Origin of the sequence: Pseudonocardia halophobica, from assembly GCF_050948485.1 — a bacterium.
Classification (GTDB): domain Bacteria; phylum Actinomycetota; class Actinomycetes; order Mycobacteriales; family Pseudonocardiaceae; genus Pseudonocardia; species Pseudonocardia halophobica.
This window is the reverse complement of record NZ_CP192046.1, coordinates 5,958,858-5,972,882: the sequence shown is the minus strand read 5'-3', so window position 1 is coordinate 5,972,882 and position 14,025 is coordinate 5,958,858. Positions and strand designations below refer to the sequence as shown.

The following is a 14,025-nucleotide window of genomic DNA, read 5'->3' as shown; positions in this document are numbered from 1 at the left end:
CCGACCGCGTATCGATCCAGTGCAGACGCCCCGGAGAGAAGCGGTCGGGGCCGGCGGCACTGGCCGGCGTCGAGCCGGCCAGCGACTTGGGCTGGCCGGCATCGCCGCGATGGCCGCGGCGACCGGGGGTTGGAGGCGCTGGCCTTCACCGGCGGGGTCGGCGAGCACGAGGCCGGGGTCCGGGCCCGGACCGCCGAGCGGCCGGCGCTCGTCGGCGTGGCCGTCGACCCGGCCCGCAAGGATGCCGGCGAGGGCGAGATCACCGCCGCCGGGGCCGCCGTGCGCACCCTCGTCGTCCCGGCGCGCGAGGACCTCGAGATCGCCCACGGCACCCGCGCGGCCCTGGGACGCCGACGCGCCGCCGAGGCGCCGCCCGGGTGACGCCGACAGCGCTGCCGCCCGATCTCCGACGCGCCACACTGGGCGGATGGAGCGCCCCGCCTTCGTGCTGCACGACCACCGGCGGCCGCGGCCGCACTTCGACCTGCGGCTGGAGGAGGACGGGGTGCTCCGGTCCTGGGCCGTACCCCGCGGGCTGCCCGACGACCCGCGGCGCAACCGGCTCGCCGTCGGCGTCCCCGACCACGGCCTCGACCATCTGGGCTACACCGACGAGCACAAGACCATCGCCGACACGGGGTGGTGGGAGGAGCACGACCGGGACGAGCGGCGGATCGTGTTCACCCTGCACGGGCGCACCGGCTCCCGGCGCTACGCCCTGATCCGCACCGGCGAGGACTGGCTGCTCCACCTCACCAAGGAGCAGCCGGAGCACTGACGGCCACCAGCGGGGCCCGGCACGACATGGGTGGGCCGGGAGCGGGTAGGCCGCGGCGGGAGGAGGTCCGATGACGGGGACCGGGAACGCGCGCGAGGCGATGGTGGCGAGGCTCCGTGGTGCGGGGATCACGGACCCGCGGGTGCTCGCCGCGATGGGGGAGGTGCCGCGGGAGCGGTTCGTGCGGCCGGAGCTCGCCGACGACGCCTACGGCGACCACCCGCTCGACATCGGCCGCGGGCAGACGATCTCGTCGCCGTGGATCGTGGCGTTCAGCGTGGTCGCGCTGGAGCAGCCGCCGTCGGCGCGAGTGCTGGAGATCGGGACCGGGTCCGGCTACGCGGCCGCGGTGCTGTCCCGGTGCGTCGGCGAGGTCGTGACCGTCGAGCGCGACCCGACGCTCGCCGCGCGGGCCCGCGAGGTGCTCGCGGAGCTCGCCCCGAACGTGGAGGTCCGCACCGGGGACGGGATGCGCGGCGCCCCGGACCGGGCGCCGTTCGACGGGATCGTGGTCACCGCACTGGCCCCCGGGGAGATCCCGCCCGACCTGCTCGACCAGCTGGCCCCGGGCGGGACGATCGTGTGCCCGGTCGGCGACCAGCGCGTCGGCACCCTGGTCCGCTACCGCGACGGCCGGACCGAGGAGCTGGCCGACGTCAGCTTCGTCCCGCTCGTCCCGGGCAGCCCGGAGGCCTGAGGTCGGGCCTGAGATCGGGGCCGGCAACGCCGGGCCCGACACGACACGGGCGGGACGAACCGCCCTCTCGGGGCTGCCGAACGTGCCGGCCGGCGGATCGACGGGCGGTGGCGCGTGCGTACCTTCGGGGACCCGGCGACGGCTCGGTGTCGGACGAGGAGGCGCCGGACCTACCCGGACGGCCGCGAGGCCCCGCGTCCGTACATCCGGATCGTGCCCCAGCCGAGCTGACGGCGCGTCGAGCCGGAGCCCGGCCGGTGCGGGCCGCTGCCGGACGGTGAAACGTTCGTCGATCACGGCCGAGCATGTGGCCATGGACATCTCGGCCGAGGACGTGCTCGCCGTCCACCAGCTCTACGGGCGGCAGAGCCATGCGATCGACTCGGGCAGGGCCGCCGACTGGGCCGCGACCTTCACGGCGGACGGGGAGTTCCACTCGCCCAGCTATCCCGACCCGGCCATCGGGGCCGCCGAGCTGACGGCGTTCGCCGAGCGCTTCCACGCGGGCTGCGTCGAGTCCGGTGAGGTGCTGCGGCACGTCGTCAGCACGGTCGAGGTGATCCCGGGTGGGCCGGACACCCTGACGTCCCGGGCCTATCTGCAGATCGTCGGCACCCCGACCGGTGAGCCCTCGCGGCTGCACCGCCTGACGACCGTCGTGGACGACCTGGTCCGCACCCCGGCCGGGTGGCGGATCGACCGCCGCGTCGTCCTGCGCGACGACCGATCCGGCGACTGATCCGGCGGCTGACCCGGCGGCTGACCCGGCGACTGATCCGGCGACTGATCCGACGCCGGCGGGGTCCCGCCGGACGTGTGCGGGCGGCCCGGCAGACTGCGGGGCCGTGAGTGATCCGACCGTCGTCCTCGTGCACGGAATGGGCTGCAACGCCGCGTCCTGGACCCCGGTGGTGCGCGAGCTCGCCCTGCGCGGGCACCGCGTGCTCGCCGTCGACCTGCCCGGGCACGGGTTCTCCGCCCGGGTCCCGCGCGGCTACCTCGGGCCGCAGGACCCGGCGGCGCTGGCCGCCGAGCCCAGCGGGATGCAGGGGATCGGCACGGCGGACGACGTGGCCGCCGTCGTCGACGTGCTGCGGCGGGCCCGCGAGCACGGGCCGACCGTGCTGGTCGGGGTGAGCCGGGGCGGGCTGACCCTGACCGCCGTCGGCAACGCGGCGCCGGATCTGGTGGACCGGCTGGTGTACGTGTCCGCGCACTGCCCGGTGCAGGCGGGCCCGGCCGAGTACGACGCATCGCCGGAGAACGCGGAGAGCCTGTTGGGCTCGGTGACCGGCCTGATCTGCGCCGACCCCGCCGCCGTCGGGGGGCTGCGGCTCAACTGGCGCACCGCGGACCCGGCGATGCTCGACGCCCTGCAGGCCGCCCTGCTCGCCGACGGCACCCGGGACGAGCTGCTCGCCTACCTGCACACGCAGGACCCGGACGAGACGCTGCTGATCGACGAGGACCGCGTCCGCGCCGACGCCGCCACCTGGGGCCGGATCCCGCGCAGCTACGTGCGACTCACCGCGGACCGGGCGCTGCCGCCCGCGCTGCAGGACCGCTACATCGCCGAGGCGGACGCCCTCACCCCGGACAACCCGTTCGACGTGCACGAGATCGCCACCAGCCACCTCGGCGTCCAGGTGCACCCCGAGCCGCTCGCCGACGTCCTGCACACCATCCTGACCCGCTGACCTCCGCACGGCGCGCACGGGCGCCGCGTCGACCGCAGTCCGAGAATGGCCTCCCGAGATGACGGCGGATCGGCCGTCGAAGAAGGCCGCCGGGTGCAGGCATGCTGGTGTCGCCGGAACCGATGCAAGGAGCGACCGTGTACGTGCCGACCCACTTCGCCCCCGCGGACGAGGACGTGCAGCAGCTGCTGGACCACCACGGCGCGGCGGACCTGGTCACCGCCGGCCCGGAGGGTCTGGAGGCGACGATGCTGCCGTTCGTCCACGACCGCGAGCGGGGCACGCTGCTGGGCCACCTCGCCCGCAACAACGACCACTGGCGGCGGGCCGACGGGCAGCAGGGCCTGGTGATCGTCCGCGGCCCGGACTCCTACGTCAGCCCGACCTGGTACGCCTCCAAGGCCGAGCACGGGCGCGTCGTCCCCACCTGGAACTACGTGACCGCGCACGTCCACGGCACCGTGACCGTGCACGACGACGTCGACTGGCTCGCCGACGTCGTGCGGCGGCTGACCGACCTGCACGAGGCGGACCGGCCGGCCCCGTGGCGCGTCGACGACGCACCGGAGAAGTTCTTCCGCGGCCAGCTGCGCGCGATCGGGGGCGTCGAGGTCCGCATCGAGCGGGTCGACGCGAAGTTCAAGCTCAGCCAGAACCGCCCCGCCGCGGACATCGACGGCGTCGTCGAGGGCCTCCGAGACGTCGGCGACGTCCGGGGCGCGGACGCCGTGGCCGCCCACCGCCCGGTCGCATGAGGTAAGCCTCACGTGAACTGTCGTTCACCGGCTCGACGCGCGCGGGCAAGCGCGTCTCGGTCGTCGCCGCGGACACGGTCGAGCGGGTGGCGCTGGAGCTGGGCGGCAAGTCGGCGAACATCGTGCTGGAGTCGGCGGACCTGGCGAAGGCCGTCAAGGTCGGCCTGGGCGCCGCCTGGCAGGACAGCGGGCAGACCTGCACCGCGTGGACGCGGATGCTGGTGGCCCGCGGCGAAGCAGTCCGAGATCGTCGAGCAGCTGGTCGCGGCGGCGGCGAAGCCACGGTGGGCGACCCGACGGACGCCTCCACCCGGATCGGCCCGATGTCGTCGGAGACCCAGCGGCAGCGGGTGACCTCGTAGGCCTGGCCGGCGCGGTGTTCGGCGAGCCCGACCACGCCCTCGCGCTGGCCCGGCGGCTGCGCACGGGGCAGGTGGACGTCGACGGCGGCACGTTCACCATCGTCGCCCCGTCCGGCGGCTACAAGCAGTCCGGCAACGGCCGCGAGCTGGGCCGCTGCGGCCTGGAGGAGTTCCTGGAGACCAAGTCCATCCAGCGCCGACCGTCAGGCGAGGAGGGCGGCGGCGATGCGACCCCGGGACGACGGATAGGCACGGCGGCGCCACCGGCGTACCGTCGTTCGCCGCCCAGCTCACGGGAGCGGGCGACCACCACTGGGGGAACCACCACTCCGGAACCACCACTCCAGAACGACCGTTCCGGGATCACCACGCCAACTGAAGATCGCCGATGCCACTCGGAGTTCCGATGACCATCAACTTCACGATGTCCGACGAACAGAAGAAGCTGCAGCACGAGGTGCGGGCCTTCGCCGAGAACGTCCTCAAGCCGGTCGTCGCCGCGGCCGACGCGGAGCCGGACCCGCTCAAGGGCTTCCAGATGACGAAGCCGGCCTACGTCGAGGCGTACAAGGCCGGGATCGCGATGTGCATGCTGCCGAAGGCGTACGGCGGAGGTGGTGTGTCGTGCGTCGACCTGACGGTCGCGGCCGAGGAGCTCTGCGTGGTCGACCCCGGGTTCGCCTGCACGGTCCTGTGCAACGGCCTCGGCCTGATGCCGATCGCCTGGTACGGCTCGGACGAGCAGAAGGACCGGTTCCTGCGGGCGGCGACCTCGGACCCGACGGGGGAGTACCTCGGTGGGTGGACGGCGAGCGAGCCGCCCGGCAACCCGGCCGGCACCGCGAACTTCGACATCCCGCTGCCGCGTCCGGCCGGTGTCGGCCTGATCGCGGAGCGGGACGGCGACCACTTCGTCGTCAACGGCCGCAAGTACTGGCCGTCGTCGGCGGGCTGGGACGAGCGGGGCGTCAACGCCGGCACGCTCATCGTCCGCAGCGACCCGGACAAGGGCGGCACCGAGGGCCTGTCCGCGCTGGTCCTGGAGCGGGACACCCCGGGGGTCACCTATCACACCCTCGACAAGACCGGCCACCGCCTCGCCTCGAACGCGGAGATCGTCTTCGAGGACGCCCGCATCCCGGCCACGAACCTGCTGCCCGGGGCGGAGGGCAACGGCGACCTCGTCATCAACCGCAACTTCGCCTGGTCCGGCCCGATCGCGGCGATCGCGGCGGTCGGCATGGCCCGCGCCGCCTACGAGATGGCCCTCGAGTTCGCGCGGGGCAACACGGCCGGTGCGCTGAAGCCGATCATCGGCTTCCAGAACGTCGGCTACGTCCTCGGCGACGTCGCGGCGAAGATCGAGATGGGCCGCTACTTCTCCTGGCGGGCGGCGGACTACCTCGACAAGCACGACCAGCACGCCGAGCTGGTCGGGGCGATGAACAAGATCCAGGTCACCGAGATGATGTTCGACTGCGTGTACAAGTGCATGCAGATCGTCGGCGTGAACAGCCTGGAGCGGAAGGCTGGCTTCGGCAAGATCCTCCGCGAGGCCTCCGTGCTGCCCATCTACGACGGCGGCAACATGGGCATGCAGCGGCGCCGCGTGCACGGCATCCTCGCCGACCCGCTCTTCAACCCGCGAGCGATCATGGAGGACGAGTACGTGGAGTTCGGCAAGCACCACGAGACGATCGACACCGTCGTCGTCTGACGCTCCCGGACGGTCCGGCCCGGCCCCGCAGCGGCGGGGCCGGGCCCGGGCGCGGACGTCAGCGGCGGTCGAACGCCGGGTAGCCGGCGGCCGCCTCCTCGTCGCACTTCTGCCGGTACTGCCCCACGCCGCCGATGTAGGACAGCAGCCGGCGGGGCTTGCCGGGGACGTTGGAGCCCAGGTACCAGGAGTGCGTCTTCGGGACCAGGGTCGCGGAGGCGATCTCCTCGTGGTGGGCCACCCAGGCCTCCTCGCCGGCCTCCGTCGGCTCGATCACGGTGGCGCCCCGCTCGCGCAGGTCGCGGATCGCGGCGGTGATCCACTCGGTCTGCTGCTGCAGGCAGGTCGTCATGTTGCACAACGCCGCGGACGGGGCGAGCGGCACGGCCGTGGTGAGCATGTTGGGGTAGCCGTGGACCATCAGCCCCATCGTGGTGCGGATGTCGCGGCCCCAGTCCTCGGTCAATGACCGCCCGCCGCGGCCGCGGACGTCGATGCGGGTCAGCGCGCCGGTGCCGGCGTCGAACCCGGTGGCCAGGATGATCACGTCGAGCTCGTGGACGCTGCCGTCGGCGAGCTCGACGCCCTCGGGCCGGATCCGGGCGATCGGGTTGTCCTTCACCCCGACCAGCTCGACGTTCTCCCGGTGGTAGACCTCGAGGTAGTTGGTCTCGAGCGGGACGCGGTGGGTGCCGAAGCCGTAGTCGGTGGGCACGAGGACGTCGATCAGCTGCTGGTCCTCGAGCCGCGCGCGCATCTTGTCGCGGACGAACTCCGAGACCGCCTCGCTGACCTCCTCGACGAAGAACATCTCGCCGAAGCTCGCCAGCCACAGCTTGAGCGACCCGTCCTGGTAGATCTCCTCGAGGATCTCCTGCCGCTGCTCGGGGGTGCAGTCGGCCCAGGCGTGCTCGAAGTCGTACTCGAACCCGGTGAACGTGTGCGGGATGGTCGTGCGCAGCTCCTGGAAGCGGCTCTTGTACCAGCGCTGCTCGGTCTCGCCGTACTTCGGGTTCTTCATCGGCAGCACGTACTGCGGGGTGCGGGCGAAGACCGTGAGGTGCTCGACCTCGCTCGCGATCGTCTGGATGACCTGGATGCCGGTGGCCCCGACCCCGACGACGCCGACCCGCTTCCCGGCGAGGTCGACCGCCTCCTTCGGCCAGCGCGAGGTGTGGAAGATCGGTCCGCGGAAGGTGTCCTGGCCCTCGAACAGGGCCTCCATCGGCGCGGAGAGCATGCCGCCGCAGGTGACGAAGAACTGCGTGTCGATCGTGTCGCCGCGGTCGGTGCGCACGGTCCAGCGGCCGCGGTCCTCGTCGTAGTGGGCGCTCACGATCCGCGTCGAGAACCGGATGTCCTCGCGCAGGCCCAACCGCTCGGTGACGTACCGCAGCCACTGCTCGACCTCGGGCTGGCCGGGGAACTTCTCGCTCCAGCTCCAGTCCGTGTAGAGCTGCTCGGAGAACAGGTACTGGTAGATGTAGCCCTCGGAGTCGAACCGCGCGCCGGGGTAGCGGTTCCAGTACCAGGTCCCGCCCACGTCGCTGCCGGCCTCGTAGGCCCGCACGCGCAGCCCCTGTTCGCGGAGCTGGTGGAGCTGGTAGAGCCCGGCGACGCCGGCGCCGAGGACCACCGCGTCAAGTTCCAGCGGGGCCGGGGAACCGTCGGCCGGCGGTGCGGTGTCGGGTGCGGACGTCATCGTCATCGACCTCTTCCGTGTGTCCTGCCTGGGTGGCCCGGACATCGTGGGCGGTGTCCCACCCACCGGACGTGTCCCAACAACGGACACGTGCCGACGTCAGTCGGTGATTCCGTACTGGCGGATCTTGCGGTACATCGTCGAGCGGGCGATCCCGAGCGCGGCGGCCGCGGCCTTGCGGTTCCCGGCCGCCGTGCGCAGCGCCGAGACGATCGCGTCCCGCTCGATCTCGTCGACCGGGCGCAGCGCGCTGCGCGGGGTGCTCTGGCAGTGGGCGGGCAGGTCCTGGGCCTCGATCACGCCCACCGGGCGCCGGGCCACCGCGGCGGCGAGGACCTCCCGGAGCTCGCGGACGTTCCCGGGCCACCGGTAGCGGGACAGCAGGCGGACGGCCTCGGCGGAGAGCCGGACGTCGCGGTGGGGCGCCAGCTCGTCGAGGATCCCCCGGGCCAGCCCCGGGATGTCGGCGGTGCGATGACGAAGTGGCGGCACCGTGACGCAGCCGCGCAGGACCGCCAGGAGCGAGCGGTGCACAGAGGGGGCAGGCCCGGCCGCGGGCGCGGCGGTCGCGGCGAGCCGGGGCAGGGCGTCGGCGTGCTCGCCGAGCGCGTCGACCAGCAGCTCCACGGTCGCCGGCGGGAGCCGGTCGACGTCGCAGAGCACGGTCAGGGTCCCGTCCCCGGCGTCCGCGACGGCCCTGGCGACCTCCCGGGGGTCGGCCTCGATCGTCCGGGCGGCGACCCGGGTGACCCGGCCGCGCGGGTTCCCCTGCAGGTGCAGGTCGCTGAGCAGACTGAACCGGCCGGCGCCGGGCTCGCCGAGCACGAGGACGGGGTGGCCCGCGTCCAGCTCGGCCCGCGCGGCGGTGGCCGCGGCGCACCACGCCGGTGACAAGGCGGTGCCCCGCGGCCCGGCGGCACCGAGCGTCGCCGTGGGAGCGGGGTGTCTTTCGACCTCGTCGAGGAGCGTGACGACGCCGATCATGCCCGCGACGTCGTCCCCGACCGCGACGGTCGAGCCGCGGAGCCGCACGCGCGCGCCGGAGGGCAGGTCGACCCGGTGGTCGACGGAGGTGTGCCGGCCCGCGAGGAAGCGGAGGTGGTCGTGCAGGGCCTCCTGGTCGCCGGCGGCGATCAGGGTCTGCATCGACGTGTTGGCCACGACCACCCGCGGCCCGACCGCGACGACCGCGCCGCGGGTGCGGGCGTCGACCCGCGAGTAGACGTCGAACAGCGCCTGCTGGGCCTGGTCGCGGTCCTGGAGCAGGTTGTGCTCGATGCGCCGGGCCGCGGCGCGGACCAGCGAGTGCATGAGCGGCGTCGAGTGGTCGGCCAGGCAGCTGATGTCCAGGACGCCCTCGATCCGGCCGGTGAAGGGGTCGCGGACCGGCGCGCCGGCGCAGGCGAAGGACTGCAGGGTGCCGACGAAGTGCTCGGCGCCGACGATGTGCACGGACTCGCCGAACTCCAGGACCGTGCCCACGCCGTTCGTGCCCACCGTTCCCTCGGCGTAGCCGAAGCCCTGCGCGAAGTAGACGCGGTCGAGGATCCGCCCGATCCACCGGCTGCTGTCCCTGCGGGCCAGGATCCGGGCCCGGTCGTCGGTGAGCGCGACGCACATCGGGACGTCCGCGATCTGCTCCGAGAGCTGGTCGATCACCGGCCGGGCGCACCGCACCAGGCGCGACGCGAGGTCGAGCTCGGTGAAGTACTGGCTCTCCACCGAGTCCGGCGCCACCCCGCCCGCCACGCTGCGCCGCCACGAGGCCGCCACGTGGTCGGGCACCCCGCGGCGCTCCGGGGCGCCCCCGCCTTCCAGCAGGTCCGCCCGGGCGCTCGCGAGCAGCAGGCGGCGGTCGGGCACGTCGTCCATCCCGCGAGCACCTCCTCGTGTCCCACCTCACATCGTGCGCCACGGGGCAAGGGCGTGGCGTGTCCCAATTCGGGACACGGCGGGTCGCGGGACACCGTCGAGAGTGGGGCGGCACGGTCCCTCGACGAGGAGCTGGACATGATCGACAACCCGTTCTACTCGCACGAGTTCCACGGCGACTACGACCTGGTCCCGATAGGCCGGCTCGACCTGGAGGAGGGCGGCAGCATCCCCGACTGCCGGCTCGCCGTCGCCACCTTCGGCGAGCTGAACGAGGCCCGGGACAACGCGATCCTCGTGACGACCTGGTACTCCGGCAGCCACCAGATCTGGCGCGACGTCTACATCGGCCCCGACCACGCGCTGAACCCCGACCGGTACTTCGTCGTGGTGGTCGACCAGATCGGGTCCGGCCTGTCGACCTCCCCGCACAACGCCGACGGCGAGAACGCCGGCATCGCCATGTCGGCGTTCCCGCACGTCCGGATCGGCGACGACGTCGTCGCCCAGGAGCGGCTGCTGCGCGAGCACTTCGGCGTCGAGACCCTGCACGCGGTCGTCGGCGGGTCGATGGGCGCCCAGCAGGTCTACGAGTGGGCCGTCCGCTTCCCCGAGAAGGTCGGACGGGCCGCGGCGATCGCCGGCACCGCGCAGAACACCCCGCACGACTTCCTGTTCACCAAGGCCCTCAACGAGGCGATCACCTCCGATCCCGGCTTCGCCGACGGCGAGTACACCTCGAACGCCGAGGTCGTCGCCGGGCTCGAGCGGCACGCCGGGATCTGGGCGGTCATGGGCCTCTCCACGGAGTTCTGGAAGCAGGAGGCCTGGCGGGCCCTGGAGTTCGAGAGCAAGGAGGCGTTCCTCGAGGGCTTCCTCGAGCCGTACTTCACCGCGATGGACCCCAACGACCTGCTGTGCATGGCGTGGAAGTGGCAGCGCGGCGACGTCGCCCGGCACACCGGCGGCGACCTCGACGCCGCCCTGGCCCGCGTCACCGCGCGGACCTTCGTGATGCCGATCGACGAGGACATGTTCTTCCCCGTCCGGGACTGCCGCGCCGAGCAGGAGCGCATCAAGAACTCCGAGCTGCGGGTGGTCGAGGACGTCCACGGACACCTCGGCCTGTTCGGCGTGGCCCCCACCTACATGCCGCAGATCGACCGGCACCTCGGCGAGCTCCTCGACGGACCCGCCTGACCGACACCTCGAGAGGACCCACCATGAGCAGCTCCATGCGCGGACTCGCCTTCCTCGGCGAGGGCCGGATCGGACTCGTCGAGCGCGAGATCCCGGCCGCCGGCCCCGGCGAGGCCGTCGTCCGCACCACCGCCTCGCTGATCTGCACCTCCGACGTCCACACCGTGGCCGGTGTCCTCCCCGTACCCGCGGGGCGGTTCCTCGGCCACGAGAGTGTCGGCGTCGTGCACGCGATCGGCGACGGCGTGACGTCGGTCCAGGTCGGCGACCGGGTCGCGGTCAACGCCGTGACCCCCGACGGCACCTGCGACTACTGCCAGCGCGGCCTGAGCTCCCAGTGCGGCGGCCCGCTCGGCGGCTACCGCTACACCGCGCAGAAGGACGGCAACCTCGCCGAGTACTTCCACGTCAACGACGCCGACTACAACCTCGCCCCGATCCCCGACGGGCTCGCCGACGAGGTCGCCGTCTACGCCTGCGACATGCTCTCCACCGGCTTCGTCGGCGCCGAGAACGCTCACATCCCGCTCGGTGGCACCGTCGCCGTGTTCGCCCAGGGCGCCGTCGGGCTCTCCGCGACGATGGGCTCCCGCCTGCTCGGGGCCGGGATGATCATCGCGGTCGAGGGCCGGCCGGACCGCGCGGCACTCGCCAAGCAGTTCGGGGCGGACGTCGTGGTCGACCCCTCGGGCGGGGACGCCGCGGAGCAGATCGTGGAGATCACCGGCGGCGGCGTCGACTCGGCCATCGAGGCCCTCGGCTCCCAGGTGACCTTCGAGGGCTGCCTGCGGGCGACCCGCGCCGGCGGCACGATCTCCAACCTCGGCTACCACGGCGAGGGCGGCCCGACCCTGACCATCCCGCTCGACGCGTTCGGCCTCGGCATGGCGGGCAAGCACATCACCACCGACCTGTGCCCCGGCGGCCGGGAGCGCATGCAGCGCCTCATGCGGCTACTCGCCACCGGCAAGGTCGACCCCACCCCGATGACCACCCACCGGTTCGGCATCGCGGATGCGGAGGAGGCGTTCGCGGTCATGCGGGACAAGCGGGACGGGGTGATCAAGCCGCTGATCACCTACTGAGTGCGGGGCGCCCCCGGCTCGGCGAAGGTGTCGGCCACCCAGTCGGCGATGTACGTGCTGACGTGCGGGAGGTGGTCGAGGCCGATGTGCTCGGCGGCGCCCTCCTCCGGGGTGAAGACGCGCAGCTCCCGCCTGGGGGAGTTCACCGCCTGCTCGTAGGAGCGGTGGGCGTACTCCAGCGGGATCTGCCGGTCGTTCGCGCCGTGCGCGATCAGGAAGGGCACGGTGATCTTCTCGACGACGCCGTCGAGGTGCACGTCGTCGGCGAAGGAGATGAAGGTGTCGAGGTCGTCGTGCCCCCACACCCACAGGACGTGCTCCCAGTAGTGCGGCACGGGGCGCTCGCCCTCGCGCTCGAGCCGGCGGCGCTGCACCGCGCCCCAGTTGTGGTTGGCACCCCAGGCCACGCAGAGCGCGAACCGCTGCTCGAACGCCGCGGCGCGAGGGGCGTAGTAGCCGCCCAGCGACCAGCCGACGATCCCGATCCGGGAGGCGTCGACGTCCGCGCGCTGCTCGAGCCAGTCGACGGCGGCGCCCGCCCAGGCCTCGGTGTCGATGCGGGCGGTGAGGCCCTGCAGCCGCAGGGCCTCACCGGTCCCGGGCTGGTCGAGCATCAGGCAGGAGATGCCGCGGGCGGCGAGCTCCTCCCAGTGCGCGGAGCCGTACATGTGCTCCTTGGTGGAGTCCAGGCCGTTGACCAGCACGATCACCGGGGCGGGCCCGTCGTCCGTGGCCGGGGCGGCGCTGAGGTAGCCGGGCAGGGTGGTGCCCTCGTAGGGGATCGCGACCCGGCTGACCCGCGGGTCGCGCAGGTCGAACGACTTCTGCGCCAGCTCCAGCACCCGGCGGTAGGTCGGGACGCGGTTCGGGTCGGAGTGCGCGAGCATGCGCTCGGCCTGGCAGAGGTAGTTGGTGGCGCGGAAGTACAGCTGCCCCGCGGTGCGGGTGTGGCCGGCCTTCTCGGCGGCCTCCGCCTGCGCGACGAGCTGGTCGGTGAGCGCCGTCCAGGCGCGCAGGAAGTCCGGCGTGCCGGCGTCGGAGCCGTGCGCCGCGGCCTCGCGGATCGGGCGGCAGGCGCGGTCGATCTCGTCGATCAGACCGCCGGAGTTGAGCGCGGCGACCACACCCAGGTTCCACACGTAGTTGCCGGGGAAGTACTCGAACACAGCAGGTCCTCTCAGGGGCGCTTGCGGGTGCGGGGGCGGGGCCGGGCCGGTCGCACCGGCGGCAGATCGAGGCCGGCGACGACGGTGTTGCGGATCGTCCCGATGCCTTCGACGGTCATCTCGACGACGTCGCCGGGGCGCAGCGGGGGCGGGTCCTGCGCGCCGCGCCGGCCCCACAGCTCCGCCAGGCACCCGCCGTTGCCGCAGGTCCCCGAGCCGAGGACGTCCCCGGCCCGGACCCGGGTGCCGCGCCCGGCGTAGGCGACGAGCTCCTCGAAGGGCCACCCCATGTTGGACAGCAGGTCCTGGCCGATCTCCACGCCGTTGACCGCGACCCGCATGTCCAGGGCCAGGAACCCCTCCGCGTCCCGGTCGGGCTCCAGCTCGTCGGCGGTGACCAGCCACGGGCCGAGGGTGGTGGCGGAGTCCTTGCCCTTGGCCGGGCCGAGGCCGACCTTCATCTCGCGGCGCTGCAGGTCGCGGGCCGACCAGTCGTTGAGGATCGTGTAGCCGAAGATCTCCACGTCCTCCGGCGCGGGGCTCGTCGCGTCCCGGCCGACCACCGCAGCCACCTCGAGCTCGAAGTCGAACAGCTGCGAGCCGGGCGGGACCGGGACGTCGTCGTGCGCCCCGACCAGCGCGTGCGGGTTGGTGAAGTAGAAGGTCGGGGCCTCGTGCCACTCCGGCACGACGCCCGCCCCGTCGCCGACGGACGCCACGACGCCCTCGACGTGCTCCTCGAACGCGACGAAGTCCCGCACGGTCGGCGGGTCCAGCGGCGGCAGCAGCCGGACCTCGTCGAGCGGGACGGCCGGCCCGTCGAGCACCGCTGCGCCCGCCTCGATCGCCGCCGGCAGCCCGGCACGGACGAGGTCGAGGACCGTGGTGCCCTGCGGCAGGGGGTGCACCGTCGCGGCGGCGACGACGCCGGCGAGGACGGTGCCCTCGTGGGCGCTGCCGTCGTGGATGTAGGTCGCGAACCGCATCGCGGCCC

General features: G+C 73.3%; 15 protein-coding genes. 11 read left to right on the top strand and 4 right to left on the bottom strand.

Translation table 11 applies throughout. From position 1 onward, the window contains the following. Nucleotides 1-129 precede the first annotated feature (129 nt). The 9 genes from ACQP04_RS28465 (at nt 130) to ACQP04_RS28425 (ending at nt 6,006) form a co-directional block, all read left to right on the top strand. A complete protein-coding gene (locus ACQP04_RS28465) occupies nt 130-381 on the top strand; it encodes a hypothetical protein (protein WP_433503611.1) in 252 nt (83 codons plus the stop codon). A gap of 46 nt (nt 382-427) precedes the next feature. Beyond that, the gene (locus ACQP04_RS28460) at nt 428-778 is read left to right on the top strand and encodes a DNA polymerase ligase N-terminal domain-containing protein (protein WP_037045880.1); all 351 of its coding nucleotides are present in this window, start codon (nt 428-430) and stop codon (nt 776-778) included. A gap of 70 nt (nt 779-848) precedes the next feature. Continuing rightward, nucleotides 849-1,475 carry a protein-L-isoaspartate(D-aspartate) O-methyltransferase gene (locus ACQP04_RS28455; protein WP_433503610.1) on the top strand — a complete coding sequence of 209 codons (627 nt, stop codon included), beginning with the start codon at nt 849-851 and terminating at the stop codon, nt 1,473-1,475. A 313-nt stretch (nt 1,476-1,788) separates the two neighbouring features. Next, complete coding sequence (locus tag ACQP04_RS28450; protein ID WP_433503609.1) at nt 1,789-2,214, top strand: nuclear transport factor 2 family protein; 426 nt, start codon at nt 1,789-1,791, stop codon at nt 2,212-2,214. Between the two features lie 106 nt (nt 2,215-2,320). Then, nucleotides 2,321-3,172, top strand: coding sequence for an alpha/beta fold hydrolase (locus ACQP04_RS28445; protein ID WP_433503608.1), 852 nt, complete (start codon nt 2,321-2,323; stop codon nt 3,170-3,172). 137 nt (nt 3,173-3,309) lie between these two features. After that, entirely contained in the window at nt 3,310-3,927 is a 618-nt protein-coding gene (locus tag ACQP04_RS28440; protein ID WP_433503607.1) for an FMN-binding negative transcriptional regulator, read from the top strand. A gap of 17 nt (nt 3,928-3,944) precedes the next feature. Then, nucleotides 3,945-4,289 (top strand): aldehyde dehydrogenase family protein, encoded by a 345-nt coding sequence (locus tag ACQP04_RS28435; RefSeq protein ID WP_433508455.1) that lies wholly within the window; start codon nt 3,945-3,947, stop codon nt 4,287-4,289. Between the two features lie 14 nt (nt 4,290-4,303). After that, on the top strand, nt 4,304-4,699 hold the full coding sequence (locus ACQP04_RS28430; RefSeq protein ID WP_433503606.1) for an aldehyde dehydrogenase family protein: 396 nt from the start codon (nt 4,304-4,306) through the stop codon (nt 4,697-4,699). Beyond that, a complete protein-coding gene (locus tag ACQP04_RS28425) occupies nt 4,696-6,006 on the top strand; it encodes an acyl-CoA dehydrogenase family protein (protein ID WP_433503605.1) in 1,311 nt (436 codons plus the stop codon). Before ACQP04_RS28430 ends, ACQP04_RS28425 begins: the two co-directional genes overlap by 4 nt. 58 nt (nt 6,007-6,064) lie before the next feature. On the opposite strand, the gene ACQP04_RS28420 is transcribed toward ACQP04_RS28425, so the two are convergent. Next, a complete protein-coding gene (locus tag ACQP04_RS28420) occupies nt 6,065-7,708 on the bottom strand; it encodes a flavin-containing monooxygenase (protein WP_433503604.1) in 1,644 nt (547 codons plus the stop codon). Between the two features lie 99 nt (nt 7,709-7,807). Beyond that, a complete protein-coding gene (locus ACQP04_RS28415) occupies nt 7,808-9,580 on the bottom strand; it encodes a sigma-54-dependent Fis family transcriptional regulator (protein ID WP_433503603.1) in 1,773 nt (590 codons plus the stop codon). Between the two features lie 138 nt (nt 9,581-9,718). Here ACQP04_RS28415 and ACQP04_RS28410 point away from each other — a divergent pair, with 138 nt between their 5' ends. Both ACQP04_RS28410 and ACQP04_RS28405 read left to right on the top strand, forming a co-directional pair. Next, entirely contained in the window at nt 9,719-10,780 is a 1,062-nt protein-coding gene (locus ACQP04_RS28410) for an alpha/beta fold hydrolase (RefSeq protein WP_433503602.1), read from the top strand. Nucleotides 10,781-10,803: 23 nt separating this feature from the next. Further along, on the top strand, nt 10,804-11,865 hold the full coding sequence (locus ACQP04_RS28405; protein WP_433503601.1) for a zinc-binding dehydrogenase: 1,062 nt from the start codon (nt 10,804-10,806) through the stop codon (nt 11,863-11,865). Here the strand turns inward: ACQP04_RS28405 and ACQP04_RS28400 are convergent. Both ACQP04_RS28400 and ACQP04_RS28395 read right to left on the bottom strand, forming a co-directional pair. Then, nucleotides 11,859-13,031: an alpha/beta hydrolase family protein gene (locus tag ACQP04_RS28400; RefSeq protein ID WP_433503600.1), complete on the bottom strand. Its 1,173-nt coding sequence runs from the start codon at nt 13,029-13,031 to the stop codon at nt 11,859-11,861. The two genes, ACQP04_RS28405 and ACQP04_RS28400, sit on opposite strands and share 7 nt — an antisense overlap. Before the next feature lie 11 nt (nt 13,032-13,042). Beyond that, nucleotides 13,043-14,017, bottom strand: a complete 975-nt coding sequence (locus ACQP04_RS28395) for a fumarylacetoacetate hydrolase family protein (RefSeq protein WP_433503599.1) — start codon at nt 14,015-14,017, stop codon at nt 13,043-13,045. Between the last annotated feature and the right edge of the window lie 8 nt (nt 14,018-14,025).

Coding starts and splice junctions, on each gene's coding strand:
- ACQP04_RS28460 (WP_037045880.1), top strand. CDS start 428: ATGGAGCGCCCCGCCTTCGTGCTGCACGACCACCGGCGGCCGCGGCCG.
- ACQP04_RS28455 (WP_433503610.1), top strand. CDS start 849: ATGACGGGGACCGGGAACGCGCGCGAGGCGATGGTGGCGAGGCTCCGT.
- ACQP04_RS28450 (WP_433503609.1), top strand. CDS start 1,789: ATGGACATCTCGGCCGAGGACGTGCTCGCCGTCCACCAGCTCTACGGG.
- ACQP04_RS28425 (WP_433503605.1), top strand. CDS start 4,696: ATGACCATCAACTTCACGATGTCCGACGAACAGAAGAAGCTGCAGCAC.
- ACQP04_RS28420 (WP_433503604.1), bottom strand. CDS start 7,708: ATGACGTCCGCACCCGACACCGCACCGCCGGCCGACGGTTCCCCGGCC.
- ACQP04_RS28415 (WP_433503603.1), bottom strand. CDS start 9,580: ATGGACGACGTGCCCGACCGCCGCCTGCTGCTCGCGAGCGCCCGGGCG.
- ACQP04_RS28410 (WP_433503602.1), top strand. CDS start 9,719: ATGATCGACAACCCGTTCTACTCGCACGAGTTCCACGGCGACTACGAC.
- ACQP04_RS28405 (WP_433503601.1), top strand. CDS start 10,804: ATGAGCAGCTCCATGCGCGGACTCGCCTTCCTCGGCGAGGGCCGGATC.
- ACQP04_RS28395 (WP_433503599.1), bottom strand. CDS start 14,017: ATGCGGTTCGCGACCTACATCCACGACGGCAGCGCCCACGAGGGCACC.